The following is a 26,558-nucleotide window of genomic DNA, read 5'->3' as shown; positions in this document are numbered from 1 at the left end:
AGGGGGAACACTTGCAGGGTAAAGCACTTCAGGATTTTGTAATCGACAAAATTGATGACCTGAAAGGTCAAGACATCATCGCCTTAGACGTTCAGGGCAAATCCAGCATCACTGATTGCATGATTATCTGCACCGGCACGTCCAGCCGCCATGTAATGTCTATCGCAGACCACGTTGTTCAGGAGTCCCGCACAGCTGGCCTGCTGCCGCTCGGCGTAGAAGGCGAGAACGTTGCAGACTGGATCGTCGTTGACCTCGGTGATGTGATTGTCCACGTGATGCAGGAAGAAAGCCGTCGCCTGTATGAACTGGAAAAACTCTGGAGTTAATGCGTGAAGCTGCAACTTGTCGCTGTGGGTACGAAAATGCCTGACTGGGTGCAAACCGGGTTTACGGAGTATCTCCGTCGGTTTCCGAAAGATATGCCCTTTGAGCTGATCGAAATCCCGGCAGGAAAACGCGGCAAGAACGCGGATATTAAACGCATTCTCGACAAAGAGGGTGAGCAGATGCTGGCTGCCGCAGGCAAAAACCGCATCGTCACCCTTGATATCCCTGGTAAACCCTGGGACACGCCGCAGCTGGCGACTGAACTGGAACGCTGGAAACTGGACGGTCGTGACGTCAGTCTGTTGATTGGCGGGCCGGAAGGTCTCTCCCCTGCCTGTAAAGCGGCAGCGGAACAAAGCTGGTCACTCTCTGCGTTAACCCTTCCTCACCCTCTTGTTCGGGTTCTGGTCGCGGAGAGTCTGTACAGGGCGTGGAGCATCACCACCAACCATCCTTATCACCGTGAGTGATCATTGATTCTTGAGTAGATTAAGCAGCGGATGAAACTACAGAATTCTTTTCGCGACTATTCGGCTGAGTCCGCGCTGTTTGTGCGCCGGGCGCTGGTCGCTTTTTTGGGGATTTTGCTGCTCACCGGCGTGCTGATCGCCAACCTTTATAATCTGCAAATCGTTCGCTTTACTGATTATCAGACTCGCTCGAACGAAAACCGCATCAAACTGGTGCCTATCGCCCCCAGTCGCGGCATCATTTATGACCGTAACGGAATTCCGCTCGCCCTTAACCGCACCATTTATCAGATAGAAATGATGCCGGAAAAGGTCGACAACGTTCAGGATACCCTCGACGCGCTGCGTAACGTCGTAGACCTGACGGACGACGACATTGCCGCCTTTAAAAAAGAGCGCGCCCGTTCACACCGCTTCACCTCCATTCCGGTAAAAACTAACCTCAGTGAAGTGCAGGTGGCCCGATTCGCCGTTAATCAATATCGCTTTCCCGGCGTCGAAGTTAAAGGCTATAAACGCCGCTATTACCCCTACGGCTCTGCGCTGACCCACGTCATTGGCTACGTATCGAAGATCAACGATAAAGACGTGGACCGCCTGGACAAAGACGGCAAGCTGGCCAACTACGCGGCGACGCACGACATCGGTAAATTGGGTATTGAACGCTATTATGAAGACGTACTTCACGGCCAGACGGGTTATGAAGAAGTTGAAGTGAACAACCGTGGCCGCGTCATTCGCCAACTGAAAGAAGTGGCGCCGCAGGCCGGGCACGATATCTATCTCACCCTTGACCTGAAACTCCAGCAGTACATCGAAACGCTGCTGGCGGGCAGTCGTGCCGCGGTGGTAGTCACCGACCCGCGTACCGGTGGCGTTCTCGCACTGGTGTCCATGCCGAGCTACGACCCGAACCTGTTTGTGGATGGCATATCCAGCAAAGATTACTCTGGATTGCTCAATGACCCGAATACCCCATTGGTTAACCGCGCGACTCAGGGTGTCTACCCTCCTGCTTCGACGGTTAAACCTTACGTCGCGGTTTCTGCATTAAGTGCAGGCGTCATCACCCGCAATACTGGTCTGTTCGATCCGGGTTGGTGGCAATTACCGGGCTCTGAAAAACGTTACCGCGACTGGAAAAAATGGGGGCACGGCCATCTGAACATCACCCGTTCTCTGGAAGAGTCGGCGGATACGTTTTTCTATCAAATCGCCTATGATATGGGGATAGACCGCCTTTCAGAGTGGATGAGCAAGTTTGGCTACGGCCAATATACGGGTATCGATCTTGCCGAAGAGCGCGCCGGAAACATGCCAACCCGCGAGTGGAAGCAAAAACGGTTTAAAAAGCCATGGTACCAGGGTGATACCATTCCGGTCGGCATCGGTCAGGGTTACTGGACGGCAACCCCTATCCAGATGAGTAAAGCGCTGATGATCCTTATCAACGACGGTTTGGTAAAAGTCCCGCATCTGCTGATGAGCACAGCAGAAAACGGCAAGCAAGTGCCGTGGATCCAGCCGCACGAACCACCCGTTGGTGACATTCATTCCGGTTATTGGGAAATCGCAAAAGACGGCATGTACGGTGTAGCCAACCGTCCTAACGGTACTGCACACAAATATTTCGCTGGCGCACCTTACAAAATTGCGGCGAAATCCGGTACTGCACAGGTCTTTGGCCTGAAAGCCAATGAAACCTATAACGCACATAAGATCGCCGAGCGCTTACGTGACCACAAGCTGATGACGGCCTTCGCACCCTATGATAAGCCCCAGGTTGCTGTCGCCATAATTCTTGAGAACGGTGGCGCGGGCCCGGCTGTGGGTACCATTATGCGCCAGATCCTTGACCACATTATGTTGGGCGACAATAACACCAATCTGCCTGCAGAAAACCCCGCGGTTGCAGCAGCGGAGGACCAATAATCGTGACGGATAATCCGAACAAAAAAACATTCTGGGACAAAATCCACATCGATCCCACGATGTTGCTTATTTTGCTGGCGCTGCTGGTTTACAGCTCGCTGGTCATCTGGAGCGCCAGCGGCCAGGATATTGGCATGATGGAGCGCAAGGTCGGTCAGATCGCAATGGGCCTGGTCATCATGGTGGTGATGGCGCAAATCCCGCCCCGAGTTTATGAAGGCTGGGCTCCCTATCTCTACATCTTTTGCATCATTTTGTTGGTGGCAGTAGATGCCTTCGGCGCTATCTCCAAAGGTGCGCAGCGCTGGCTGGATTTGGGGATTGTGCGTTTTCAGCCCTCCGAAATCGCCAAGATTGCCGTGCCGCTGATGGTCGCGCGCTTCATCAACCGTGATGTTTGCCCGCCATCGCTAAAAAATACCGCCATTGCGTTGGTGCTGATATTTATGCCCACCCTGCTGGTGGCCGCCCAGCCAGACCTCGGAACTTCAATACTGGTCGCTCTTTCCGGTCTGTTTGTTCTGTTCCTTTCTGGTTTGAGCTGGCGTTTAATCGGTGTTGCGGTAGTCCTGGTTGCGGCGTTTATCCCGATACTGTGGTTCTTCCTGATGCATGATTATCAACGCCAGCGCGTCATGATGTTACTCGATCCGGAAACCGATCCGCTGGGTGCGGGTTATCACATCATTCAGTCTAAAATTGCTATTGGCTCCGGCGGTCTACGTGGTAAGGGCTGGCTACACGGTACGCAGTCACAGCTTGAGTTTTTACCCGAACGTCATACAGATTTTATCTTCGCGGTATTAGCGGAAGAACTGGGTCTGGTAGGGATCTTAATTCTGCTGGCGCTGTACATTTTGCTGATTATGCGCGGATTATGGATCGCTGCCCACGCGCAAACCACCTTTGGTCGCGTCATGGCGGGTGGTTTAATGTTGATATTATTCGTTTATGTCTTCGTAAATATTGGTATGGTGAGCGGTATTCTGCCCGTGGTTGGCGTTCCTCTCCCACTGGTTAGTTACGGAGGCTCGGCACTTATCGTGCTGATGGCTGGGTTCGGGATTGTTATGTCGATCCATACCCATAGAAAAATGTTGTCGAAAAGCGTGTAAGGGGTACGCAATGCGTAAGCAGTGGCTTGGTATCTGCATCGCAGCAGGAATGCTCGCGGCGTGTTCGAGTGATGATGGTCAGCAACAGGGTGCTGTCGCGCCGCAGCCTGCGGTGTGTAATGGTCCGATTGTTGAAATCAGCGGGGCCGATCCGCGCTTTGAACCCCTGAACCCAACGGCGAATCAGGACTATCAGCGTGATGGTAAGAGCTACAAAATCGTCCAGGACCCTTCCCGCTTTAGCCAGGCAGGGCTTGCCGCTATCTATGATGCGGAACCCGGAAGCAACTTAACCGCGTCTGGTGAAGCGTTCGACCCGATGCAGTTAACCGCAGCGCATCCGACGCTGCCAGTCCCAAGCTATGCCAGAATAACTAACCTGGCAAATGGCAGGATGATTGTCGTGCGCATTAACGATCGCGGCCCTTATGGCAACGATCGCGTGATTTCACTTTCACGTGCAGCAGCCGACCGTCTGAATACCTCCAACAATACCAAAGTGCGTATCGACCCGATCATCGTCGCCCAGGATGGTTCATTGTCCGGGCCGGGAATGGCTTGTACCACGGTAGCGAAACAAACCTATGCCCTGCCCGCGCGTCCTGATTTAAGCGGCGGTGGCAATATGGGCAGCATGCCTGCGCCATCGGATGCGGGTCAGCCGCAAGGCGATATTCGTCCGATCAGCAATTCCACGTTGAAAAGCGATGATACAACCGGTGCGCCAGTGAACAGCAGTGGATTCCTCGGTGCGCCGACCACGCTCGCTGCAGGCGTGCTGGAAGGTAGCGAGCCGCCTCCGGCTCCGCAACCGACCACCACCGCACCGGTAACACCAACCGCACCAGCAGCAACACCAGCCGCCGTCGCAGCACCTGCGCCAGCGGCAGTAGCCAACGGACGCTACGTGGTTCAGGTTGGCGCAGTCAGCGAGCAGTCGCGTGCGCAGCAGTATCAAAAACGTTTAAGCCAGCAATTTGGCGTCCCAGGTCGGGTGGTACAAAACGGCGCAGTCTGGCGTATCCAGATGGGGCCGTTCGCCAGCAAAGCTGAAGCCTCCACATTGCAGCAGCGTCTTCAAGCCGAGGCGCAATTACAGTCCTTCATCACCGGCGTGTAATAACGTAAATCGGGTATCTGAACTGTCAGTTTCTGTAAATGACATTAACAAAGTCACGCGGAAAGTCAGATGCCTGCCCGTTTTGCATTTGCTATAGTAGGGCACTTTTTTTAATTTCATCACGGACGTCGTAGTTCAGACCATGAAGACCACTTTTTCCGCTCGTTTCGTGCAGCGTATGGCGCTCACCGCGGCTCTCTGCGCAGCTTCTCTCTCTGCTGCCCATGCCGATGACCTGAATATTAAAACCATGATCCCGGGTGTTCCGCAGATCGATGCGGAGTCATATATCCTGATTGATTACAATTCAGGTAAAGTTCTGGCAGAACAGAACGCTGACACTCGCCGCGATCCCGCCAGTCTGACCAAAATGATGACCAGCTACGTCATCGGCCAGGCGATGAAAGCCGGGAAATTCAAAGAAACCGATCTGGTCACCGTCGGCAATGACGCTTGGGCTACAGGTAACCCGGTCTTTAAAGGTTCATCATTGATGTTCCTGAAACCTGGCATGCAGGTTCCTGTTTCTCAGCTTATCCGTGGTATCAACCTGCAATCCGGGAATGACGCGTGCGTGGCAATGGCGGACTTCGCAGCCGGTAGCCAGGATGCTTTCGTCGGTCTGATGAACAGCTATGTGAACGCGCTGGGCCTGAAAAACACCCACTTCCAGACCGTTCATGGTCTCGATGCTGACGGTCAATACAGCTCGGCTCGCGACATGGCGATGATTGGTCAGGCGCTGATTCGCGACGTGCCTAACGAATACTCTATCTATAAAGAAAAAGAGTTCACCTTTAACGGCATCCGTCAGTTAAACCGTAACGGCCTGCTGTGGGATAACAGCCTGAATGTCGACGGTATCAAAACCGGTCATACCGACAAGGCTGGCTATAACCTCGTTGCATCCGCAACCGAAGGTCAGATGCGTCTGATCTCCGCCGTCATGGGTGGCCGCACCTATAAAGGTCGTGAAACCGAAAGTAAAAAACTGCTGACCTGGGGCTTCCGTTTCTTTGAAACCGTGAACCCACTGAAAGTCGGTAAAGAGTTTGCTTCAGAGCCCGCCTGGTTTGGTAATACCGATCGTGCATCGTTAGGCGTAGATAAAGATGTCTACCTGACTATTCCGCGCGGCCGCATGAAAGATCTGAAAGCAAGCTATGTGCTGAACACCACAGAACTGCACGCACCGCTGCAGAAAAACCAGGTTGTCGGCACCATCAACTTCCAGCTGGATGGCAAAACCATTGAGCAGCGCCCGCTGGTAGTCCTGCAGGAAATCCCTGAAGGCAACTTCTTTGGGAAAATCATTGATTACATTAAATTAATGTTCCATCACTGGTTTGGCTAAAAATCGAACACTTGAAAGTGTGATTTACGTCCCCATATACTAGGTATCCAGATAACTCCCACGCGCTGTGGGAGTTATTATTTATTGATGTAACGCCGGAGCTGACATGAAAACCAAACTTAACGAACTGCTTGAATTCCCTACTCCATTTACTTACAAAGTAATGGGGCAGGCGTTGCCTGAGCTGGTTGATCAGGTGGTTGAAGTGGTACAGCGCCATGCGCCAGGTGATTACTCTCCGACGGTAAAACCGAGCAGCAAAGGCAACTACCACTCGGTCTCAATCACTATTACTGCTACACACATTGAGCAGGTTGAAACGCTGTACGAAGAATTAGGCAATATCGATATCGTTCGCATGGTGCTGTAAAAACCTGTTGGTTACCCGCTGCATCCCCGCTCGGGTAACCCCTCCCTCCTGTGATATACTTTTTCCCCTCTTTTATATTCTCTACTCTATGTGAGTATCTACGGAGATGCCGTTTTGTATCAGGATAAAATTCTTGTCCGCCAGCTCGGTCTTCAACCTTACGAGCCAGTTTCTCTGGCCATGCACGAATTCACCGATACCCGCGATGAAAACAGTTATGACGAAATCTGGCTGGTAGAGCATTATCCTGTTTTTACCCAGGGTCAGGCAGGTAAAGCAGAGCACGTACTGATGCCAGGAGATATTCCGGTGATCCAGAGCGATCGTGGCGGTCAGGTGACTTATCACGGGCCGGGCCAGCAGGTCATGTATGTGCTGTTGAACCTGAAGCGTCGTAAACTTGGCGTTCGCGAACTGGTTACGCTGCTGGAGCAAACCGTTGTGAATACCCTTGCGGAAATCGGTATTGACGCCCACCCGCGAGCCGATGCGCCAGGCGTATACGTTGGAGAGAAGAAAATCTGCTCTTTGGGGTTACGTATTCGTAAAGGTTGTTCATTTCACGGCTTAGCGCTCAATGTGGATATGGACTTGTCTCCTTTCCTGCGTATCAATCCTTGTGGTTATGCCGGAATGGAAATGGCGAAGGTATCGCAGTGGGATAGCACCGCCACGACCGAGAGCGTTCGCCCCCGGCTGCTGGCCAACATTCTGGCGCTGTTGGGTAACCCACCGCACGAGTACATTGCGGACTGAAAATACGCGCATACTTTGCCACGGCATATGTTGTGGCAAATGGCACAAAACAACAACTATTTTACATTTTGCCAGCCTGTCAGGCTGCTTTCTGGCCCGTTTCAATGATATACTGCGTATCACTAATTCAAAAATAGTTGATAAATGCAACATTCCCTTGAATTGAAACGCTTTCCTTCGTAATTCGCAACTGGAACACGCAAGCTATGAGTAAACCCATTGTGATGGAACGCGGTGTTAAATACCGCGATGCCGATAAGATGGCTCTTATCCCGGTAAAAAATGTGGCAACAGAGCGTGAAGCCCTGCTGCGTAAACCGGAATGGATGAAAATAAAACTGCCAGCGGACTCCACTCGCATCCAGGGCATCAAAGCGGCAATGCGCAAAAATGGCCTGCACTCTGTCTGCGAAGAAGCTTCCTGCCCTAACCTGGCTGAATGTTTCAATCACGGAACTGCAACCTTTATGATCCTCGGCGCAATCTGTACCCGCCGTTGCCCATTCTGTGACGTTGCCCATGGCCGTCCGGTTGCTCCTGATGCTAACGAGCCGTTAAAACTTGCTCAGACGATTGCTGACATGGCGCTGCGGTATGTCGTCATTACCTCCGTTGACCGCGACGATCTGCGTGACGGCGGTGCTCAGCACTTTGCTGACTGCATCACCGCTATTCGTGAGAAAAGCCCGTCGATTAAAATCGAAACGCTGGTGCCTGACTTCCGTGGTCGTATGGATCGTGCGCTGGATATCCTCACGGCCACTCCGCCGGATGTGTTTAACCACAACCTCGAAAACGTACCACGTATTTATCGCAATGTACGCCCCGGGGCTGACTACAACTGGTCACTGAAGCTTCTGGAACGTTTCAAGGAAGCGCACCCGGAGATTCCGACCAAATCAGGTCTGATGGTCGGTCTGGGCGAAACCAATGCGGAAATCATTGAGGTCATGCGTGACCTGCGCAGCCATGGTGTAACCATGTTGACGCTGGGGCAGTATTTACAGCCAAGCCGCCATCACCTGCCGGTTCAACGCTATGTGAGCCCGGATGAGTTCGATGAGATGAAAGCCGAAGCAATGACCATGGGCTTTACCCATGCAGCCTGCGGTCCATTCGTTCGCTCTTCATACCATGCTGACATGCAGGCCAAAGGGCTGGAAGTGAAGTAATCGTGTAATACTCACTTACATATCAGCAATAAAAAAACCGGCAAATTGCCGGTTTTTTTTCATGCAGAGTATGCAGTAAGAGCATCATGCTCCTGACATTACTCTTTATGAGAAAGCTTCTCAGCCTGAACGCTACCATCAGCATCTTTCTTAGCATCGGCATTATCGTCGTTCATTGCTTTCTTGAAGCCCTTGATTGCCGTTCCCAGGTCTCCACCCAGTGTACGTAACTTCTTGGTACCAAACAGCAGAACAACCAGTGCGGCAACCACCAGCAGTTTGGTAATACTAATCTCACCCATAGATACCTTCTTGACTTAAACCAGGCTGCATAAAGCGCCATATTAACCTGAGAATATTAACGGCCTTTCGACGCGCGCACACAATAGCAATCTGTAACAAGGTGAATCAAGCCTTGTTTAAAAAAACGTCATAATAATTGCGGTGGAGCAAAGCGTCGGTTACTTAACACCGGGAGTTGTGCCCTAACCTGCCTCACCCGCTCGGCGGAAACCTCGGCCATAATTAGCGCGGGCGTTTCTGCCGCAGCAGCAATGGTCACACCAAAGGGGTCGATGACCCTGCTTTGGCCGATATTCTTGTTACCGCACTCTCCCGCCGCAATCAAGTAACACGTCGCGTCTAACGCTCTTGCCGCCAAAAGCGTAGCCCAGTGATGCTCTTTAAGCGATCCCCGAACCCAGGCTGCGGGTAAGACAAGAATTTCCGCTCCCTGCAATGCGTGCGCCAGCGCCAACTCAGGAAAGCGCAGATCATAACAGGTCATTAACCCTACTTTTAACCCGTCTACGTCCAGCAGCGGCGCTATGGCGTCCCCTGCATCCACATTTCGTGACTCCTGAATCGAAAAGGCATCATAGAGATGTAATTTAGCGTAATGGGCCACGACCTGACCTGCCCGTAGCGCCACCAGCATGTTAAACGCCCGGCCTGGCACAGAAGGAACATGAATCGTCAGGATTGTCGTCATCTCGTTTTGCGCGCTTTCTCGCAGCAAGCGCGTCAAAAATCCGCCCTCCAGCAGTTGAGCTGATTTCACTGACAGGTCTGGGTCCAGATCGTCACGGGCCAGAAGCGCCTCCGGTAATACCAACAGCGACGCCCCCTCTCCTGCAGCCTGTGACATCAAAAAGACGCAGGTTTCTGCATTTTTTTCCCATGAAGGTCCCACGGCAAATTGCCCTGCTGCAACGAACATATTCCCTCCAGAAAACGTTGTTAGGCTCGCCAACTACGATTATTCAGCGTTACACTCATCCTATATACAATCAAATAGCAGGATTATGCAGTGTTACAACTCCTTTTAGCGGTTTTTATCGGTGGTGGTACAGGTAGTGTAGCAAGATGGATGTTGAGCATGAGGTTTAACCCGCTACATCAGGCCATCCCATTCGGTACACTGGCTGCAAACTTACTTGGCGCATTTATCATTGGTATGGGTCTGGCGTGGTTTAATCGCATGACTAACATTGATCCAATGTGGAAGGTACTGATTACCACTGGCTTTTGCGGGGGACTAACAACGTTTTCCACTTTCTCAGCTGAGGTGGTGTTTTTGCTACAGGAAGGACGCTTTGGTTGGGCTATGGTGAATGTACTGGTTAATCTGTTGGGATCATTTGCGATGACCGCCCTGGCATTCTGGCTGGTTTCGGCCTCTCCCGCGCACTGAAGCGAAAAAAAACCCGCAATTAAGCGGGTTTTGAATGCTTGCTGTCGTATGCTTACAGAGCGATTACGTTTGCAGCAGAAGGGCCTTTGGCACCGTTAGTGATTTCGAACTCTACACGCTGACCTTCAGCCAGAGTTTTAAAACCATTGGTCTGGATTGCAGAGAAGTGTACGAACACGTCTTTGCTGCCATCTTCCGGAGTAATGAAACCGAATCCTTTGGACTCATTAAACCACTTAACGTTACCTTTAATCTTAGACATCAAAATTACCTTTACATGAAAAATAGACACAAATGCTGTGTCGGGTATCAGTACAACAATTGTGGTGGACTTTGTCCAGTCGAACTTTATCAAAAAGTGATAAATGTCGCGTTATTTTTCAGTTAAAGTTAATATCGCACTGTTTTTAAAAGACTTTTTAATAATCCACCTGACAATACAGGTAGTCCATCAAAACTGGAAACGCATCCATGCAAAGTAGACGTTACCGTTGTTGTACGTTCCCGGAATGTAGGTCATCTGGAACGTTGCCGGACCATACCCTATCGATGCCAGCGGTAACAGCACGGGAACCGGAATGTAGTTCCAGTTATCGCGCGCGGTAAAACCGGCGGTAAAGCCAAGTCCGGTATGGAAATTTTCATCTGCCAGCGGTCGCCAGGTTTTTTCCCAGCCATAACCACCAATAGGTTCCCATTTATTGTAGGAATCCTTAAAGGCCATTATATAAAGCCCGTGCCAGTTACCTTTATCATCCCAACGGGATTGACCAAAGCCCGCCCCCCATGGGCGTTCATTGTAGCGATCCGTTTTTTCTTTATCATAAGCAAAACGAGCATGCCAGGTAATAGCCGGCACGTACAGATCATAATGTTCTGGCTGCTGCCAGGTTTCACTGACGTTGTCTTTAAAAGTAGCGAACCAGCCTTTATCTTCAGCAGCGCCCTGGGGAATGAAAGCTAACTGAATAAAAAGAAATGAAAAAATGAGAAAATATCGTTTAGCGACAATCACAACTTAATTACCATCCTGGGATTTATTATTAATTGTAGCAAACCCAACCTTAATGTTAGCTTAACAAAAATGCGCAGCTAAAAAATCAGAATAATCCTCAGCCTATAATTTTTAAGATAATTATCCATGAGTTTATTGAGCCATCTAATAGGAACTATTTTCTCTTTATTGCCAATAAATTGTTCTTTCCTGCGAAAAAAGTTAAATATCATCACAATAAATTAACAATTAATATTCATCACCACCACAAAACACACACATCAGCGCTGCGCTTCACAGTTTCTTATTGTGAGATTCTTTTTTAAACCGCGATGCTGAAAAAACGGCTTAACCATCGCTTGAATCCGTATTTTTATTGATTTTAATCAGCAAGAGTTATCGGTTTATTAGGCACATTCTGTCACCACTTTTTACTTTTTTTAGTTTTTTTACTTTCTGGGCAGCAATGCGACAGGGGAAACGATGTTGACATTTATTGAACTCCTTATTGGGGTTGTGGTTATTGTGGGTGTAGCGCGCTACATCATTAAAGGTTATTCCGCGACAGGCGTACTGTTTGTTGGTGGTCTGGTTTTGCTGATTATCAGTGCGCTGATGGGGCATAAAGTTTTGCCGTCCAGCGCGGCATCAACGGGCTATACGGCAACAGACATTGTTGAATATATTAAAATTTTGCTGATGAGCCGTGGTGGCGATCTCGGCATGATGATCATGATGCTGTGTGGTTTTGCCGCTTATATGACCCACATTGGCGCGAACGATATGGTCGTTAAGCTGGCCTCCAAGCCTCTGCAATACATCAATTCTCCTTACCTGCTAATGATTGCCGCCTATTTTGTCGCCTGCCTGATGTCACTGGCGGTTTCGTCAGCAACCGGTCTGGGCGTATTGCTGATGGCAACACTGTTCCCGGTCATGGTTAACGTTGGGATCAGCCGTGGTGCCGCAGCGGCCATTTGTGCCTCCCCTGCTGCAATTATTCTTTCACCAACATCCGGTGATGTGGTGCTGGCGGCAAAAGCTGCGGAAATGCCGCTGATCGATTTCGCCTTTAAAACCACGCTGCCAATTTCCATTGCCGCCATCATTGCTATGGCGATTGCCCACTTTTTCTGGCAGCGTTTTCTGGATAAAAAAGAGAACATTTCTCATGAAATGTTAGATGTGGCTGAAATCACCACGACTGCTCCGTCATTTTACGCCATTCTGCCGTTTACCCCGATTGTTGGCGTCCTGATTTTTGATGGTAAATGGGGTCCACAGCTGCATATCATTACGATTCTGGTTCTGTGCATGCTCATCGCGGCTATTCTGGAGTTCGTACGTGGGTTCAACACCCAAAAGGTTTTCTCTGGTCTGGAAGTCGCTTACCGTGGCATGGCGGATGCCTTTGCTAACGTGGTGATGTTGTTAGTCGCTGCGGGTGTTTTTGCCCAGGGCCTGAGCACAATCGGCTTTATTCAGAGTCTGATTTCTATCGCTACCTCGTTTGGTTCAGCGAGCATTATTCTGATGATGGTGCTGGTGATCCTGACTATGCTGGCGGCAATGACTACGGGTTCCGGTAACGCTCCGTTCTATGCCTTCGTTGAGATGATCCCTAAGCTGGCGCATTCCTCCGGCATTAACCCAGCTTACCTTGTTATCCCGATGCTGCAGGCGTCAAACCTTGGACGCACAATCTCCCCGGTCTCCGGCGTGGTGGTTGCTGTTGCTGGTATGGCGAAGATTTCTCCGTTCGAAGTGGTGAAACGTACCTCGGTTCCGGTTCTGGTTGGACTGTTGGTTGTGATTATCGCAACTGAAGTGATGGTACCAGGCTCTTCTTCAGCCGTCGTTGGCGGCTGATACTCAGAGAAATGTAGGCCGGATAAGGCATTCACGCCGCATCCGGCATTTCGATTGCAACGTTGCCGGATGTCGATGCTAAAGCATCTTATCCGGCCTACGTCAGAAATCAGCATTTAGCCGCCGTGATAGATACGCTGCGGCCTACCCACCTTACCGTGAATAATCTCCGCAATAATCAAATGACGGCTGGCACAGTACTCCAGGTAGCGTCTGGAAGTCGTTCGGCTGATGGTGAGCGCCTGGGCGATCGTTTCTGCTGTATGGTGTACCGTCGGATCGGCAAATAATTTCAACACTGCATTCAGTGTTAACGCATCAATCCCGGTCGGTAAATCCCCTTTCGGCTCGCCCCGCGCGTAGGCATTAAACATCTCATCAATCTGCTTTTGACTGGCGCTATCATTACCGGCCAACATGCGTCGACGCTGTTGATAACGCGTCAGGGTCTGCCCCAGCCGCTCGTAAGCAATGGGTTTGACCAGGTAATCAAACGCGCCGCTGCGCACAGCTTCGGAGACTGTTTCCATGTCGCTGGCCGCCGTGGTAAACACCACACCGCCCGGATAACGCGCCTGGGTTAGCTCATGCAATAACGTAATTCCCTTGCCGTCCGGCAAGTAGTTATCGAGCAGAATCAAACCGGGCTTAAAACGCTCAATCATCATCCTCGCCTGCGCAAGATTACCCGCCAGCCAAATCTGGCTGAAGCCGGGTATATGGCGGATATATTCAGCATGCATTTCCGCCAGTAGCGTTTCATCCTCAACGATCAATAGCGTTAATGGTTCCGTCATTGTTTTTTTTCACTTTCGGAAGAAATAAAGAAAATAAGGTGCCGCAGGGGGAGTTATCTTCAAGCGTAATCACCCCGTCACAGCGCCTCACATAACTTGCAATAAGATACAAACCGATGCCATGTTCACCTGGTTCATCGGTACGGGTGCTCACACCCTGTTCAAATATTTTTTCACGCAATGCTTCCGGCACACCGCATCCCTGATCGGCAACTTCGATGATCACGTCATCCCCTTCATCGCTCAAATAGAGTTCGACGACCTTGTTGCCTTGCTGGGTGCGCAAGCTCGCTTCAAATGCATTATCAAGCAGATTGCCAACAATTGCTGCAAACTCTGTGCTATCCAGCCCCTCGGGGAGTTGATGCAGTTGGCTACCCGGAACAATAGTCATGGTGAGACCCAGTTCCCGCGCGCGCTGCACCTTGCCAAACAACAGACCGGCTACCTGACGATCGGCAAACGCGCCGCGCAGACTGTCAATCAGTTGCTGTTGCGCCTGGGATTCTCCCTGCACCATGGCCAGAACCTTGTCATACTCTTTCATTTGCAGCAGACCATTGATGGTCGACATCCAGTTCAGGTGCTCATGACGCAGCGTCCTCAGGCTCTCTACATACTGTTTGATTTGCGTTAACTGCGCATTAAGAGTAGCAATTTCATCTTTACTACGAAAACTGATGATTGCCCCAAGCAGTTCGTCACCGGAGCGAATCGCCTCACGGTTGGCGATAACGCTCAGTCCATTAAAGTTGACCATCGCGTCCTGTCGTTTTTCCGCAATCTGTTGGGTGAAAAAGTCCACTGGCTGAACTACCTCACTCACCGGTTTTCCAAGCCACTTTCTCCCAGGTGAAGACAGCCCCAGCATTTTCCTCGCACTGCGATTTATTGCGGTGATATATCCATCAGGATCCACGGCAATCAACCCTTCATACACCGAGCTGAACAACGCTTCCTGCTGGCGTACCACACGCGCAATTTGTTTCGGTTCCATACCCAACATCTGCCGACGAATATGGGCAGCGAAAAACCAGGAGAGCAGCATCAGAACCAACAGCAGCAGGATAAATACCCCAGCCATTGGCAGTAAGAAATCCGATCGCCAGCTATCGATTTTGCTGATCAGATAACCAATTGAGACCACGCCAATGATTTTGCCATCGTCATCAAAGATGGGCGTTTTAGCGCGCATTGCCATCCCAATGGAGCCTTTACCGGTAATAAAGTAGCTCTCGCCTTTTTCCAGCGCACCGGGTTTGGTGAACTGCATCGGATAGCCAATCTTTTCCGGGTTCGGATGATATAGACGAATGGAGTTGGTATCCCCGATAACCACGTAGTCGAAGTCAGTTCCGCTCTGCAGTTTGTCGGCAATCGTCGCCAATCGCTTGTAATCACGATGCTTAACCGCCGTGATGATACTGTCGTTAGAGGCGATGATTTTGGCCTGATTCATTGCCATATCGCGGACATGCGTTGCCAGATAATCTTCAAAGCTGGCGGTGAAGTATTGTGCCAGGGCGGCAATGATAAAAACAGAAACGACCAGAATGAGCAGAAAGATACGTAAAGGAAACGCCAGACTGCGGAAAAAAGGAAACCGTATTTTATTTTTCTGTTCTGCCATCACATTTTTCCTCACCGACGTTAACTAAAACTAATTTCTCATTGTAGTTGTAATTAAAATGTTCTATTTACACGTTATTGTATAAAACAAGATCGTTGCAGATTCCCCACCTTAAATCAATTAAACAAATTAAAACCACACCTTATTTTAGGGTTAAATTAATTAAAAAACTTAAAACCATAAAACACATTAAAACCTTCTAACTTATTGTGAAATAAATCAAAAATTACCTCCAAAATACCCCTTACGATGTATGCAGCAGGGAAAAAAAGAAATACTCCGTAATAAAAAACCATTCCCTTCAATTGCAAACAAAACGTTATCAGGTTGCTAAACAGAGCAACAAAAACAGAAACCCAGTAACAAATATAGCATCGGGGCTCTATTCACTATGTTCGGTAATAATATATTCACGCAAGTTAAACGCTCAGAAAATAAAAAGATGGCGGCTATCGCGCAATTTCTGAAAGAGAATGATTTGAGCGTAGATACGACCGTCGAAGTATTTATCACCGTCACCCGTGACGACCGTCTGATTGCCTGCGGTGGTATCGCTGGGAATATTATTAAGTGTGTCGCAATCTGTGAATCTGTCCGCGGCGAGGGTTTAGCGCTGACGCTGGCGACCGAGTTAATCAACCTTGCCTATGAACGCCATTGTACGCACCTTTTCATCTATACCAAAACCGAGTACGAATCGCTGTTTAAACAGTGCGGTTTTTCTACGCTCACCAGCGTTCCCGGCATTATGGTATTGATGGAAAACAGCACCACACGTCTGAAACGCTACGCCGAATCACTGGCAAAACAGCGTCATGATGGGAAAAAAATTGGCTGTATCGTCATGAACGCCAACCCCTTCACCAACGGACACCGTTTTCTGATCCAACAGGCGGCCGCGCAATGTGACTGGCTGCATCTGTTTTTGGTGAAAGAAGATACCTCACGTTTTCCGTATGAAGACCGCCTGGATCTGGTGCTTAAAGGAACAAAAGACATTCCACGTTTAACCGTGCATCGCGGTTCGGAGTACATCATTTCCCGCGCCACGTTCCCGTGTTACTTCATCAAAGAGCAGAGCGTTATTAACCACTGCTACACCGAAATAGACCTGAAAATCTTCCGCCAGTATTTGGCTCCGGCTCTCGGCGTCACGCACCGCTTCGTCGGTACTGAGCCGTATTGCACCGTCACCTCCCAGTACAACAACGATATGCGTTACTGGCTGGAGACCCCAACGCTTCCCGCCCCACCGATTGAACTGGTGGAAATTGAGCGGCTGTGTTTCCAGGAGATGCCGATTTCCGCCTCCTGGGTGCGCAAGCTGCTGGTTAAAAAAGATCTCACGGCTATCGCATCCCTGGTCCCTGACGCCACGCTGCAGTATCTGCAAAGCATGGTTGAGCGAGCCTCATCGGGTGCGGCAGTCCGCCAAAATACCCCCGCATTAGCAACAGGTGAAAAATGAAAATAAACCAGGCAGCCGTCGCAGGCACACTCGAGTCCGGTGATGTGATGATTCGCATCGCCCCACTCGATTCGCAGGATATTGACCTGCAGGTTAACAGTAGCGTCGAAAAGCAGTTCGGTGATGCCATCCGGGCCACCATTCTGGACGTTCTGTCCCGCTACAACGTACGCGGCGTGCAATTGAATGTTGATGATAAAGGCGCACTGGACTGCATTTTACGTGCGCGACTGGAAGCACTACTGGCCCGCGCTGGCGGTATTCCGGCACTGCCATGGGAGGATTGCCAGTGATTTCCGAATCTTTGCAACAACGTAAAACTCGTACTCGCCGCAGCATGTTGTTCGTACCGGGCGCCAATGCCGCCATGGTCAGCAACTCGTTCATCTACCCGGCAGATGCACTGATGTTCGACCTGGAAGATTCCGTCGCGTTGCGTGAAAAAGATACCGCTCGCCGCATGGTGTACCACGCGCTGCAGCATCCGCTGTATCACGACGTTGAAACCATCGTGCGTGTAAACGCCCTCGACTCCGAATGGGGTATCAACGACCTTGAAGCCGTGGTACGTGGCGGTGCTGACATTGTACGTTTACCGAAGACCGATACCGCGCAGGATGTCATCGACATCGAAAGCGAAATTCTGCGTATCGAAAACGCCTGTGGCCGTGAGCCAGGCAGCACCGGTCTGTTAGCCGCCATCGAATCGCCGTTAGGCATTACCCGCGCGGTAGAAATTGCCCATGCTTCCGAACGTCTGATCGGTATTGCCCTGGGTGCGGAAGACTATGTACGTAACCTGCGCACTGAGCGCTCACCGGAAGGTACTGAACTGCTTTTTGCCCGCTGCTCTATTTTGCAGGCTGCACGTTCTGCCGGTATTCAGGCGTTCGACACCGTGTATTCCGATGCCAACAACGAAGCGGGTTTCCTGCACGAAGCCGCACACATCAAGCAGTTGGGTTTTGACGGCAAATCGCTCATCAACCCGCGCCAGATCGAACTCCTGCACAACCTGTACGCCCCAACGCGCAAAGAGCTGGCTCACGCCCGTCTGGTTGTGGAAGCCGCTGAAGCCGCTGCTCGCGAAGGTCGTGGCGTAGTTTCCCTGAACGGCAAAATGGTCGACAGCCCGGTTATCGAGCGCGCCCTTCTGGTTATCTCCCGTGCAGAACTTTCCGGCATTCGCGAAGAATAAGGCAAAAAAATGACGCAGAAAATCGAACAGTCTCAACGCCAGGATCGCGTGGCGACCTGGAGCCGTCATGCAGAAAGTGAGCTTTCCGCTTATCAGAGCACCGCAAAAGTAGAATTGCAGGCGCAAAAACCGCGCGACAAAAAGCTGTGCACTAACCTGGAAGACGCTATTCGTCGTTCAGGTTTACAGGATGGTATGACTATCTCTTTCCACCACGCTTTTCGTGGTGGCGATCTGACGATTAACCTGGTGATGGACGCCATCGCCAATATGGGCTTTAAAAATCTGACGCTGGCCTCCAGCTCTCTGAGCGACTGCCATGCTCCGCTGGTTGAGCACATCCGTCAGGGCGTGGTTAGCCGCATTTATACCTCCGGTCTGCGTGGTCCGCTGGCGGAAGAAATCTCACGTGGCCTGCTAGCCGAACCGGTACAAATTCACTCCCACGGTGGCCGTGTGCACCTGGTGCAAAGTGGCGAGCTCAGCATTGATGTGGCGTTCCTCGGCGTGCCGTCCTGCGACCAGTTTGGCAACGCCAACGGTTATACCGGTAAAGCGTGCTGCGGCTCACTAGGCTATGCCCGCGTAGACGCCGAAAACGCAAAACAGGTTGTCCTGCTGACTGAACAGCTGCTGACCTATCCGCATAACCCGGCCAGCATTACGCAGGATCAGGTAGATCTGATCGTGCAGATCGATCAGGTCGGCGATGCGGACAAAATTGGTGCCGATGCGACCCGCATGACCACCAACCCGCGTGAACTGTTAATCGCCCGTAGCGCGGCTGAGGTCATTGCTAATTCCGGCTACTTCAACGAAGGCTTCTCACTGCAGACAGGAACCGGCGGCGCCTCTCTGGCCGTTACGCGTTTCCTGGAAGACAAAATGCGCAGCCGCGATATCCGTGCCGACTTCGCGCTGGGCGGCATTACCGCTACCATCGTTGACCTGCACGAAAAAGGCCTGATTCGCAAACTGCTGGACGTTCAGAGTTTTGACCGTAACGCCGCGGAATCGCTGGCCCGCAATCCAAACCACATTGAGATCAGTGCCAACCAGTATGCCAACTGGGGCTCAAAAGGCGCATCCGTCGATCGTCTGGACGTCGTGGTGCTCAGCGCGCTGGAAGTTGATACCAGCTTCAACGTTAACGTACTGACCGGTTCTGACGGCGTACTGCGCGGCGCATCCGGTGGTCACTGCGATACCGCGGTTGCCGCTGCGCTGTCTATCATCGTCGCGCCGCTGGTTCGCGGACGCATCCCGACCCTGGTTGATAACGTGCTGACCTGCGTAACCCCAGGCTCCAGTGTTGACATTCTGGTCACCGACCACGGTATCGCCGTCAACCCTGCACGTCCGGAACTGGCAGAACGTCTGAAAGAAGCCGGTATGAAAGTGGTGTCCATTGAATGGCTGCGCGAACGTGCACAGCAGCTCACCGGTCAGCCACGCGCTATCGAATTCACTGACCGCGTGATTGCCGTTGTGCGTTACCGCGATGGTTCAGTGATTGACGTTGTGCATCAGGTGAAGGAATAAACCATGCACCTGCTCCCTGAATACGCCACCCAACACGCGGTTTCCATTCCGGAGCTGCTCGCCAGCCGCGATGAGAGACAAGCAAGGCAACAGGAGTGGCTGACACGCCACTCTGCGCCGCTGGTCTCGTTTACCGTCGTAGCACCGGGACCGATTAAAGACAGCGAATTAACCCGTCGTATCTTTAATCACGGCGTAACCGCCTTGCTCGCGTTGGCGGAACAATCCACCTGGATTGTCAGGGAGCAAACAGCGCTGGTTTCTGCCAGCGGTCCAGAAGGTCTTTTGTCTATTGAGGCTCCGGCCCACGACCTCAAGCTCGCCACAATTGAACTTGAGCATTCACACCCGCTGGGACGGCTATGGGACATCGATGTCCTGACCCCTGAAGGGGAAATTCTGTCCCGGCGTCATTTCGCACTCCCTGCCCGCCGCTGTCTGCTGTGCGAGCAAAGTGCTGCCGACTGTGCGCGGGGTAAAACCCACGCGCTTTCCGACTTACTCACTCAGATGGAGGCACTGCTGCATGATGCCGATTCCCGCAACATCAACCAATAACGCAGTCCTCCCTCTGGATCTGCCTGATGCTTACGCAACGCTTGCGTGGCGCGCCATGTTGACTGAAGTCAACCTGTCGCCCAAACCCGGTCTGGTAGATCGTATTAACAACGGCGCGCATAAAGATATGGCGCTGGAAGATTTTCATCGCAGCGCTGAAGCGATTCAGTCATGGCTGCCACGTTTTATTGAATATGGGGCGTTTAGCGCACAGCTGTCGCCTGAAGATGTATTGAAAGGACTGCGCCCGCTGGGCATGGCCTGCGAAGCCGATATGTTCCGCGCCACCGCCGGGGTGAACACCCATAAAGGGAGCATCTTTTCACTGGGACTGCTGTGCGCCGCCATTGGCCGCCTGCACCAGCTCCAACTCACTGTTACCGCTGAAACCATTTGCTCTACGGCAGCAACATTTTGCCGTGGCCTGACCGAGCGCGAACTGCGCCAGAACAATCAACAACTCACGGCTGGCCAACGTCTTTATCAGCAATTGGGATTAACCGGCGCACGGGGCGAAGCCGAAGCGGGATATCCGCTTGTCATCCAGCATGCCCTGCCGCACTACCGCGCACTGCTGACTCAGGGCCGCGACCCTGAACTGGCGTTACTCGACACATTATTGCTGCTGATGTCTATCAACGGCGACACCAACGTGGCTTCACGTGGCGGCGCAGAAGGTCTGCGTTGGCTACAGCAGCAGGCCACCGCCCTGATGCAGCAAGGGGGGATTCGTACCCCTGCCGATCTCGAATATCTACACCAGTTCGACCAACAGTGCATTGAACGCAACCTCAGTCCCGGAGGCTGCGCCGATCTGCTGATCGTCACCTGGTTCTTAGCTCAGATTTCACAAGTTCATCATTATCACAATTAAAGATCCTTTCCGGAGAATCACACACATGTCTTTAGCAAAAGATAAAATATGGAAGTTATTGGCCCCCCTGGTCGTCATGGGTGTCATGTTTCTAATCCCCGTCCCTGATGGAATGCCTCCACAGGCCTGGCACTACTTTGCCGTGTTTGTGGCGATGATCGTCGGCATGATCCTGGAGCCAATTCCGGCAACAGCGATCAGCTTTATCGCCGTAACGATCTGCGTTATCGGCAGCAACTATCTGCTGTTTGATGCTTCAGAACTGGCCGACCCGGCGTTTAAAGCGGGTAAGCAAGCGCTGAAATGGGGTCTGGCTGGCTTCTCCAGCACCACCGTGTGGTTGGTGTTTGGTGCGTTTATCTTCGCACTGGGTTATGAAGTCACCGGTCTGGGTCGTCGTATCGCGCTGTTCCTGGTAAAATTCATGGGTAAACGTACCCTGACGCTGGGCTATGCGATTGTTATCATCGACATTCTGCTGGCACCGTTTACTCCATCTAACACCGCGCGTACTGGTGGCACCGTATTCCCGGTTATCAAAAACCTGCCGCCGCTGTTTAAATCATTCCCGAACGATCCTTCCGCGCGCCGTATCGGTGGATATTTGATGTGGATGATGGTCATCAGTACCAGCCTGAGTTCCTCGATGTTCGTGACCGGCGCTGCGCCTAACGTGCTGGGTCTGGAATTCGTCAACAAAATTGCCGGTATTCAAATCAGCTGGTTGCAGTGGTTCCTCAGCTTCCTGCCGGTCGGTATTATTTTGCTGATCGTTGCCCCGTGGCTGTCATACGTTCTGTACAAACCAGAAGTTACTCACAGTGCTGAAGTTGCCGCTTGGGCCGGTGATGAACTGAAAGGCATGGGTAAACTTACCCGTAAAGAGATAACGCTGATCGGTCTGGTACTGCTCAGCCTGGGCCTGTGGGTCTTCGGTGGTAAACTGATTGATGCAACCGCAGTGGGCCTGCTGGCTGTCTCCCTGATGCTGGCGCTGCACGTTGTACCGTGGAAAGACATTACCCGTTATAACAGCGCATGGAACACTCTGGTTAACCTCGCCACGCTGGTCGTTATGGCGAATGGTTTAACCCGTTCAGGCTTCATCGACTGGTTCGCCAACACTATGAGCACGCACCTGGAAGGCTTCTCGCCTAACGCGACCGTGATCGTTCTGGTGCTGGTGTTCTACTTTGCTCACTACCTGTTTGCCAGCCTTTCCGCTCACACCGCCACCATGCTGCCGGTTATTCTGGCCGTCGGTAAAGGTATCCCGGGCGTGCCAATGGAACACCTGTGTATCCTGCTGGTACTGTCCATCGGTATCATGGGCTGTCTGACTCCATATGCAACAGGCCCTGGCGTTATCATCTACGGCTGTGGTTATGTGAAGTCCAAAGACTACTGGCGTCTGGGTGCTATCTTCGGCGTTATCTACATCGCTATGCTTCTGCTGGTCGGTTGGCCGATTCTGGCAATGTGGAGCTAATCATTCCCGTTCACGCTTGATGAAAATGATGCCAGTCAGCTAAACCTGACTGGCATTTTTTATGATTAAATAGATGATATTCAGAATTTATATAAGTGTCCGAAATCATCATGACATCAACATGGCGTTATTCTTCGTTGCTGGCAGCACTCCTGCTACCAGTTTCTGCAGCTCAGGCCGATGAACTTCAGGCAAAACAGTACGCTGATTTTGACAGCTACGTGCTGGCTCTCTCCTGGCAAACCGGATTTTGTCAGAGCCAACATGAGCGTAATCGTCAGGAGCCTGACGAATGTCGTTTGCAAAAAGAGAGCGCAGACAAAGCTGATTTCCTGACCGTTCACGGTTTATGGCCCAGCCTGCCTAAATCCATTGCCGCCCGTGGAGTAGACAATCGCCGTTGGATGCGTTTTGGCTGCGCGACTCGCCCTATTCCCAACCTGCCTGAAGCCCGCGCCAGCCGTAAATGCGCGGCCCCCGAAACCGGGCTGTCGCTGGAAAGCGCGGCAAAACTCAGCGCCGTAATGCCCGGCGCTGGAGGAAGATCCTGTCTGGAACGTTACGAGTATGCCAAACATGGCGCGTGTTTCGGTTTTGATCCCGACGCGTACTTCGGCACGATGGTGCGGCTGAATAATGAGGTTAAGGACAGCGAGGTGGGCAAATTCCTGGCGGAAAACTACGGCAAAACCGTCAGCCGTAACGCATTTGACGCCGCCGTTGCCAAAAGCTGGGGCAAAGAGAACGTCAAAGCTGTGAAGCTAAGCTGCCACGGCAATCCAGCGTATCTCACTGAGATCCAGTTATCCCTGAAAGCCGACAACATCAACCAGACGTTATCTGCCCAGTCATTCTTACCGCAACCGCATCCGGGTAGCTGCGGTAAACAGTTTATTATCGACAAAGTGGGATACTGAAACTTGCGACCGACGCTGCGAGCTGGCGTCGGTCCGTAAACTTAGCGTTTTGCACGGACGTCCGGGCGAACTAAATCAAAACGATGTGTTTCACTGATCGAATAATACGCCGTTGGCCCACCTGCACGCAGTACCGGTTTCGCTTTCGCCGTCTGATAGATGCCGTCTTCCAGGAGCGTTTCATCTATGTGAATGCCTACCACTTCTCCCAACACCAGCCAGGTATCAACCGGTGAGCCATCAGCGGTAGTCAGTTGCAGGCTTTGCGATAAGCGACACTCAAAATTGACCGGGCTTTGCGCCACGCGCGGCACGTTGACTATCCGGCTATCTGCCTTGCTAAGCCCGGCGGCAAAAAACTCGTCCTCACCGTGCGGCAAGCTGGCTGACGTTTCGTTCATCGCAGTGGCCAGCTCAAGAGTCGTCAGGTTCCAGACAAATTCACCGGTTTCGATAATATTCTGCACGCTGTCTTTCCAGCCGCTGCTGGCGAAACCGATAATCGGCGGATGATAGTTAAAACAGTTAAAGAAACTGTATGGTGCCAGATTGTGCCGACCGTTGCCGTCACGCGACGCAATCCAGCCAATCGGGCGGGGTCCAATAATGGCATTTAGCGGATCATGCGGTAAGCCGTGTCCCTGTGACGGTTGATAGAAATACATAGCGTTCCCTGTTGAAGTTAACGTCAGCGCAGCACAAATTATGCTTCGCTCATCCCCCTGGAAAAAGAAGATCAGCGTAGAACAATCTGCCAACGATTACGACTGAATAAAGTTGAGCAGGTCACCGTTGATCTGTTGCTTATGGGTGGTGCAAATGCCATGCGAGCCGCCGACATATACCTTTAACTGCGAGTCCGGCAGCATTTCCGCCGCGACCTTTCCGCAGGTTTCAAACGGGACAATCTGATCGTCATCACCGTGGATCACCAGCGTCGGGATGGTCATCTTTTTGAGGTCTTCACGCAGATCTGTTTCCGAAAACGCGTGTATACAGTCGTACAACGCTTTGATAGAACCTTGTAAACCTTGTTCAACAAAACTTTCCCTGACGGCTTTCGACTCTTTTGCGCCCGGACGGTTGTAGCCATAGAATGCAGCAGTCAGCTCATAGAAAAAGGCGGCGCGATCGTTCACAACCCCCTCACGGATGCCATCGAATACCTCTTTCGGCACGCCATTTGGGTTAAAGTCAGTCTTGATCATAATAGGCGTCACCGCGCCAATTAACACCGCTTTTGCCACCCGCTGCGTCCCATGCCGGCCAATATAACGAGCCACTTCCCCACCGCCGGTAGAGTGCCCAACATGTACGGCATCTTTAAGATTGAGATGCGCGGTAAGTTCAGCCAGGTCATCAGCATACTGATCCATATGATGTCCATCCCAGGGTTGGGCCGAACGCCCATGTCCGCGCCTGTCATGGGCGATCACACGAAATCCTTTCGATCCAAGGAACAGCATCTGATCTTCAAACGCATCTGCCGTCAGCGGCCAACCGTGACTAAACACAATAGGTTGTCCACTTCCCCAGTCTTTAAAATGCAAATAGCTGCCGTCTTTCAAGGTAAGTTTGTCGTACTGGCTCATGAGATCTCCTGTCGCGGAACACTGAGTTGTTTGACGCGCCCGCAGCGAGCGCTTAAAAAGCATAATTCAAATTGGAGAACGATCACGTTTTTCGGCTAAAATCACACCATATGCGACAATGTTGATGATTTACCTGAATGTGAACTAAATCACTTCAAACATGGGGTAAGTCTCAGTATCATCATAAAAGCTAAACCCTTGCCGCCTGACGGTGAGGGTTTTCTTTTGGGATTATTTACCTGCGCACCCGCAGTATCGACGACATGGAGTAATAAATGTCCAGACCAACTATCATCATTAACGACCTCGATGCGGAACGCATTGACCGCCTGTTGGAGCAACCTGCGTTTGCTGGTTTACCGATTGCCGACGCCCTTAACGCCGAGCTGGATCGTGCCCAAATGTGTTCTCCAGAAACCATGCCGCACGACGTCGTGACCATGAACAGCCGCGTGAAATTCCGCAATCTGAGTGATGGCGAAGTCCGTGTGCGTACCCTGGTGTATCCGGCAACTATGACTGACAGCAACACACAGCTTTCGGTAATGGCACCTGTCGGCGCTGCACTTCTGGGGCTGCGCGTTGGTGATACCATTCACTGGGAACTGCCAGGCGGGACCTCAACGCACCTCGAAGTTATCGAGCTTGAGTACCAGCCTGAAGCTGCAGGCGACTACCTGCGCTAACTCTGTCTTATCAAAGCCACTCGCTTTATCTTACAGGGGATGCATCCGCATCCTCTTTCCGGTTAGATCTCCCTGCTCCTCGCTTTATTTCCTGTTCGCAAAACATAAATCTGTGTCGTGACTGACAGAATCATTTTTAATACTATGCTGTTATGTGTTCATGTAATGACAAGGAGAATGTTTATGTACAACACAATCATAATGCCAGTTGATGTATTCGAAATGGAACTGAGCGACAAGGCTATTCGCCATGCAGAATTTCTGGCCCAGGATAAAGGGGTTATCCATCTACTGCATGTGCTGCCAGGCTCAGCGAGCTTAAGCCTGCACCGCTTTGCAGCCGATGTCCGTCGTTTTGAAGAGCATCTGCAACACGAAGCGGAAACCCGTCTGCAAACGATGGTCGGTCACTTCAGCATCGATCCTTCCCGTATTAAGCAACACGTCCGCTTTGGCAGCGTACGTGACGTGGTCAACGAATTGGGTGAAGAGTTGAATGCGGATGTCGTTGTCATTGGGTCGCGTAACCCATCAATCAGCACCCATCTGCTTGGCTCAAACGCTTCCAGCGTTGTTCGACACGCGACTTTGCCAGTGCTGGTTGTTCGTTAACAGCCACTGATTTGCTAAAG

Annotated in this window: 29 protein-coding genes; 21 read left to right on the top strand and 8 right to left on the bottom strand. The window is 51.5% G+C overall.

Going from position 1 to position 26,558, the window contains the following annotated elements:
• Positions 1 to 11: 11 nt before the first annotated feature.
• The 9 genes from rsfS (at position 12) to lipA (ending at position 8,619) form a co-directional block, all read left to right on the top strand.
• Entirely contained in the window at positions 12 to 329 is a 318-nt protein-coding gene (rsfS, locus tag OGY10_RS08750; RefSeq protein WP_003022728.1) for a ribosome silencing factor, read from the top strand.
• Between the two features lie 3 nt (positions 330 to 332).
• Complete coding sequence (rlmH, locus tag OGY10_RS08745) at positions 333 to 800, top strand: 23S rRNA (pseudouridine(1915)-N(3))-methyltransferase RlmH (RefSeq protein ID WP_003022725.1); 468 nt, start codon at positions 333 to 335, stop codon at positions 798 to 800.
• A 30-nt stretch (positions 801 to 830) separates the two neighbouring features.
• Positions 831 to 2,732, top strand: a complete 1,902-nt coding sequence (mrdA, locus tag OGY10_RS08740; protein WP_003831292.1) for a peptidoglycan DD-transpeptidase MrdA — start codon at positions 831 to 833, stop codon at positions 2,730 to 2,732.
• A 2-nt stretch (positions 2,733 to 2,734) separates the two neighbouring features.
• Positions 2,735 to 3,847, top strand: a complete 1,113-nt coding sequence (gene mrdB, locus OGY10_RS08735; RefSeq protein ID WP_003022718.1) for a peptidoglycan glycosyltransferase MrdB — start codon at positions 2,735 to 2,737, stop codon at positions 3,845 to 3,847.
• A gap of 10 nt (positions 3,848 to 3,857) precedes the next feature.
• Positions 3,858 to 4,967: an endolytic peptidoglycan transglycosylase RlpA gene (gene rlpA / locus OGY10_RS08730; protein ID WP_128316850.1), complete on the top strand. Its 1,110-nt coding sequence runs from the start codon at positions 3,858 to 3,860 to the stop codon at positions 4,965 to 4,967.
• A 142-nt stretch (positions 4,968 to 5,109) separates the two neighbouring features.
• The gene (gene dacA, locus OGY10_RS08725) at positions 5,110 to 6,321 is read left to right on the top strand and encodes a D-alanyl-D-alanine carboxypeptidase DacA (RefSeq protein WP_003022711.1); all 1,212 of its coding nucleotides are present in this window, start codon (positions 5,110 to 5,112) and stop codon (positions 6,319 to 6,321) included.
• 106 nt (positions 6,322 to 6,427) lie between these two features.
• On the top strand, positions 6,428 to 6,691 hold the full coding sequence (ybeD, locus tag OGY10_RS08720; RefSeq protein ID WP_003022706.1) for a DUF493 family protein YbeD: 264 nt from the start codon (positions 6,428 to 6,430) through the stop codon (positions 6,689 to 6,691).
• Between the two features lie 114 nt (positions 6,692 to 6,805).
• Complete coding sequence (lipB, locus tag OGY10_RS08715; protein WP_032942682.1) at positions 6,806 to 7,447, top strand: lipoyl(octanoyl) transferase LipB; 642 nt, start codon at positions 6,806 to 6,808, stop codon at positions 7,445 to 7,447.
• Between the two features lie 206 nt (positions 7,448 to 7,653).
• On the top strand, positions 7,654 to 8,619 hold the full coding sequence (gene lipA, locus OGY10_RS08710) for a lipoyl synthase (protein ID WP_286576640.1): 966 nt from the start codon (positions 7,654 to 7,656) through the stop codon (positions 8,617 to 8,619).
• A 98-nt stretch (positions 8,620 to 8,717) separates the two neighbouring features.
• Here the strand turns inward: lipA and tatE are convergent, their stop codons facing one another.
• The gene (tatE, locus tag OGY10_RS08705; RefSeq protein WP_003022699.1) at positions 8,718 to 8,921 is read right to left on the bottom strand and encodes a twin-arginine translocase subunit TatE; all 204 of its coding nucleotides are present in this window, start codon (positions 8,919 to 8,921) and stop codon (positions 8,718 to 8,720) included.
• 128 nt (positions 8,922 to 9,049) lie between these two features.
• Complete coding sequence (locus OGY10_RS08700) at positions 9,050 to 9,838, bottom strand: deaminated glutathione amidase (protein ID WP_008784083.1); 789 nt, start codon at positions 9,836 to 9,838, stop codon at positions 9,050 to 9,052.
• A gap of 90 nt (positions 9,839 to 9,928) precedes the next feature.
• Here OGY10_RS08700 and crcB point away from each other — a divergent pair, with 90 nt between their 5' ends.
• Positions 9,929 to 10,312 (top strand): fluoride efflux transporter CrcB, encoded by a 384-nt coding sequence (gene crcB, locus OGY10_RS08695; protein ID WP_003831281.1) that lies wholly within the window; start codon positions 9,929 to 9,931, stop codon positions 10,310 to 10,312.
• 52 nt (positions 10,313 to 10,364) lie between these two features.
• Here the strand turns inward: crcB and cspE are convergent, their stop codons facing one another.
• Both cspE and pagP read right to left on the bottom strand, forming a co-directional pair.
• Positions 10,365 to 10,574 carry a transcription antiterminator/RNA stability regulator CspE gene (gene cspE, locus OGY10_RS08690; protein WP_000034825.1) on the bottom strand — a complete coding sequence of 70 codons (210 nt, stop codon included), beginning with the start codon at positions 10,572 to 10,574 and terminating at the stop codon, positions 10,365 to 10,367.
• A 189-nt stretch (positions 10,575 to 10,763) separates the two neighbouring features.
• Positions 10,764 to 11,327: a lipid IV(A) palmitoyltransferase PagP gene (gene pagP / locus OGY10_RS08685; protein WP_003831280.1), complete on the bottom strand. Its 564-nt coding sequence runs from the start codon at positions 11,325 to 11,327 to the stop codon at positions 10,764 to 10,766.
• Between the two features lie 462 nt (positions 11,328 to 11,789).
• On the opposite strand from pagP, the gene dcuC reads away from it, so the two are divergent.
• Positions 11,790 to 13,175: an anaerobic C4-dicarboxylate transporter DcuC gene (gene dcuC / locus OGY10_RS08680; RefSeq protein ID WP_003022136.1), complete on the top strand. Its 1,386-nt coding sequence runs from the start codon at positions 11,790 to 11,792 to the stop codon at positions 13,173 to 13,175.
• Positions 13,176 to 13,291: 116 nt separating this feature from the next.
• Here dcuC and dpiA read toward each other — a convergent pair whose 3' ends face one another.
• Together dpiA and dpiB are read right to left on the bottom strand one after the other, a co-directional pair.
• Positions 13,292 to 13,972, bottom strand: coding sequence for a two-component response regulator DpiA (dpiA, locus tag OGY10_RS08675; protein WP_003831279.1), 681 nt, complete (start codon positions 13,970 to 13,972; stop codon positions 13,292 to 13,294).
• The gene (dpiB, locus tag OGY10_RS08670) at positions 13,941 to 15,602 is read right to left on the bottom strand and encodes a sensor histidine kinase DpiB (protein ID WP_286576638.1); all 1,662 of its coding nucleotides are present in this window, start codon (positions 15,600 to 15,602) and stop codon (positions 13,941 to 13,943) included. The genes dpiA and dpiB overlap by 32 nt, the downstream gene beginning before the upstream one ends.
• A gap of 391 nt (positions 15,603 to 15,993) precedes the next feature.
• Between dpiB and citC the strand changes: the two genes are divergently transcribed.
• The 8 genes from citC to rna all read left to right on the top strand — a co-directional run bounded on the left by citC (position 15,994) and on the right by rna (position 23,648).
• The gene (gene citC, locus OGY10_RS08665; RefSeq protein ID WP_003831277.1) at positions 15,994 to 17,070 is read left to right on the top strand and encodes a [citrate (pro-3S)-lyase] ligase; all 1,077 of its coding nucleotides are present in this window, start codon (positions 15,994 to 15,996) and stop codon (positions 17,068 to 17,070) included.
• Positions 17,067 to 17,363: a citrate lyase acyl carrier protein gene (gene citD, locus OGY10_RS08660; protein ID WP_003831276.1), complete on the top strand. Its 297-nt coding sequence runs from the start codon at positions 17,067 to 17,069 to the stop codon at positions 17,361 to 17,363. Before citC ends, citD begins: the two co-directional genes overlap by 4 nt.
• Positions 17,360 to 18,268 (top strand): aldolase/citrate lyase family protein, encoded by a 909-nt coding sequence (locus OGY10_RS08655; protein WP_003831275.1) that lies wholly within the window; start codon positions 17,360 to 17,362, stop codon positions 18,266 to 18,268. The genes citD and OGY10_RS08655 overlap by 4 nt, the downstream gene beginning before the upstream one ends.
• 9 nt (positions 18,269 to 18,277) lie before the next feature.
• The gene (gene citF / locus OGY10_RS08650) at positions 18,278 to 19,810 is read left to right on the top strand and encodes a citrate lyase subunit alpha (RefSeq protein ID WP_003831274.1); all 1,533 of its coding nucleotides are present in this window, start codon (positions 18,278 to 18,280) and stop codon (positions 19,808 to 19,810) included.
• A gap of 3 nt (positions 19,811 to 19,813) precedes the next feature.
• Positions 19,814 to 20,368 (top strand): citrate lyase holo-[acyl-carrier protein] synthase, encoded by a 555-nt coding sequence (citX, locus tag OGY10_RS08645; protein WP_071445765.1) that lies wholly within the window; start codon positions 19,814 to 19,816, stop codon positions 20,366 to 20,368.
• Positions 20,337 to 21,242, top strand: coding sequence for a triphosphoribosyl-dephospho-CoA synthase CitG (citG, locus tag OGY10_RS08640; RefSeq protein ID WP_003831272.1), 906 nt, complete (start codon positions 20,337 to 20,339; stop codon positions 21,240 to 21,242). The genes citX and citG overlap by 32 nt, the downstream gene beginning before the upstream one ends.
• Positions 21,243 to 21,267: 25 nt before the next feature.
• The gene (citT, locus tag OGY10_RS08635) at positions 21,268 to 22,731 is read left to right on the top strand and encodes a citrate/succinate antiporter CitT (protein WP_003831271.1); all 1,464 of its coding nucleotides are present in this window, start codon (positions 21,268 to 21,270) and stop codon (positions 22,729 to 22,731) included.
• 110 nt (positions 22,732 to 22,841) lie between these two features.
• Positions 22,842 to 23,648, top strand: a complete 807-nt coding sequence (rna, locus tag OGY10_RS08630) for a ribonuclease I (RefSeq protein WP_048236469.1) — start codon at positions 22,842 to 22,844, stop codon at positions 23,646 to 23,648.
• 41 nt (positions 23,649 to 23,689) lie between these two features.
• Here the strand turns inward: rna and OGY10_RS08625 are convergent, their stop codons facing one another.
• Together OGY10_RS08625 and OGY10_RS08620 are read right to left on the bottom strand one after the other, a co-directional pair.
• Positions 23,690 to 24,313 carry a flavin reductase family protein gene (locus OGY10_RS08625; protein WP_103284869.1) on the bottom strand — a complete coding sequence of 208 codons (624 nt, stop codon included), beginning with the start codon at positions 24,311 to 24,313 and terminating at the stop codon, positions 23,690 to 23,692.
• Positions 24,314 to 24,409: 96 nt separating this feature from the next.
• A complete protein-coding gene (locus tag OGY10_RS08620; RefSeq protein WP_048235896.1) occupies positions 24,410 to 25,240 on the bottom strand; it encodes an alpha/beta fold hydrolase in 831 nt (276 codons plus the stop codon).
• A gap of 275 nt (positions 25,241 to 25,515) precedes the next feature.
• On the opposite strand from OGY10_RS08620, the gene rnk reads away from it, so the two are divergent.
• Positions 25,516 to 25,926, top strand: coding sequence for a nucleoside diphosphate kinase regulator (gene rnk, locus OGY10_RS08615; RefSeq protein WP_003831264.1), 411 nt, complete (start codon positions 25,516 to 25,518; stop codon positions 25,924 to 25,926).
• 183 nt (positions 25,927 to 26,109) lie between these two features.
• Positions 26,110 to 26,538, top strand: a complete 429-nt coding sequence (gene uspG / locus OGY10_RS08610) for a universal stress protein UspG (protein WP_003022101.1) — start codon at positions 26,110 to 26,112, stop codon at positions 26,536 to 26,538.
• The last annotated feature ends 20 nt before the right edge of the window (positions 26,539 to 26,558 follow it).

This window comes from Citrobacter sp. Cpo148 (assembly GCF_030332375.1).
Taxonomy (GTDB): Bacteria; Pseudomonadota; Gammaproteobacteria; order Enterobacterales; family Enterobacteriaceae; genus Citrobacter; species Citrobacter portucalensis.
This window is presented reverse-complemented; position numbering and strand designations above follow the sequence as displayed.

Bases quoted from the DNA above. Each gene is read 5' to 3' on its own strand.
- mrdA (WP_003831292.1), top strand. From the start codon at position 831: ATGAAACTACAGAATTCTTTTCGCGACTATTCGGCTGAGTCCGCGCTG.
- rlpA (WP_128316850.1), top strand. From the start codon at position 3,858: ATGCGTAAGCAGTGGCTTGGTATCTGCATCGCAGCAGGAATGCTCGCG.
- dacA (WP_003022711.1), top strand. From the start codon at position 5,110: ATGAAGACCACTTTTTCCGCTCGTTTCGTGCAGCGTATGGCGCTCACC.
- ybeD (WP_003022706.1), top strand. From the start codon at position 6,428: ATGAAAACCAAACTTAACGAACTGCTTGAATTCCCTACTCCATTTACT.
- lipA (WP_286576640.1), top strand. From the start codon at position 7,654: ATGAGTAAACCCATTGTGATGGAACGCGGTGTTAAATACCGCGATGCC.
- tatE (WP_003022699.1), bottom strand. From the start codon at position 8,921: ATGGGTGAGATTAGTATTACCAAACTGCTGGTGGTTGCCGCACTGGTT.
- OGY10_RS08700 (WP_008784083.1), bottom strand. From the start codon at position 9,838: ATGTTCGTTGCAGCAGGGCAATTTGCCGTGGGACCTTCATGGGAAAAA.
- cspE (WP_000034825.1), bottom strand. From the start codon at position 10,574: ATGTCTAAGATTAAAGGTAACGTTAAGTGGTTTAATGAGTCCAAAGGA.
- dcuC (WP_003022136.1), top strand. From the start codon at position 11,790: ATGTTGACATTTATTGAACTCCTTATTGGGGTTGTGGTTATTGTGGGT.
- dpiA (WP_003831279.1), bottom strand. From the start codon at position 13,972: ATGACGGAACCATTAACGCTATTGATCGTTGAGGATGAAACGCTACTG.
- dpiB (WP_286576638.1), bottom strand. From the start codon at position 15,602: ATGGCAGAACAGAAAAATAAAATACGGTTTCCTTTTTTCCGCAGTCTG.
- citC (WP_003831277.1), top strand. From the start codon at position 15,994: ATGTTCGGTAATAATATATTCACGCAAGTTAAACGCTCAGAAAATAAA.
- citD (WP_003831276.1), top strand. From the start codon at position 17,067: ATGAAAATAAACCAGGCAGCCGTCGCAGGCACACTCGAGTCCGGTGAT.
- citF (WP_003831274.1), top strand. From the start codon at position 18,278: ATGACGCAGAAAATCGAACAGTCTCAACGCCAGGATCGCGTGGCGACC.
- citX (WP_071445765.1), top strand. From the start codon at position 19,814: ATGCACCTGCTCCCTGAATACGCCACCCAACACGCGGTTTCCATTCCG.
- citG (WP_003831272.1), top strand. From the start codon at position 20,337: ATGATGCCGATTCCCGCAACATCAACCAATAACGCAGTCCTCCCTCTG.
- citT (WP_003831271.1), top strand. From the start codon at position 21,268: ATGTCTTTAGCAAAAGATAAAATATGGAAGTTATTGGCCCCCCTGGTC.
- rna (WP_048236469.1), top strand. From the start codon at position 22,842: ATGACATCAACATGGCGTTATTCTTCGTTGCTGGCAGCACTCCTGCTA.
- OGY10_RS08625 (WP_103284869.1), bottom strand. From the start codon at position 24,313: ATGTATTTCTATCAACCGTCACAGGGACACGGCTTACCGCATGATCCG.
- OGY10_RS08620 (WP_048235896.1), bottom strand. From the start codon at position 25,240: ATGAGCCAGTACGACAAACTTACCTTGAAAGACGGCAGCTATTTGCAT.
- rnk (WP_003831264.1), top strand. From the start codon at position 25,516: ATGTCCAGACCAACTATCATCATTAACGACCTCGATGCGGAACGCATT.
- uspG (WP_003022101.1), top strand. From the start codon at position 26,110: ATGTACAACACAATCATAATGCCAGTTGATGTATTCGAAATGGAACTG.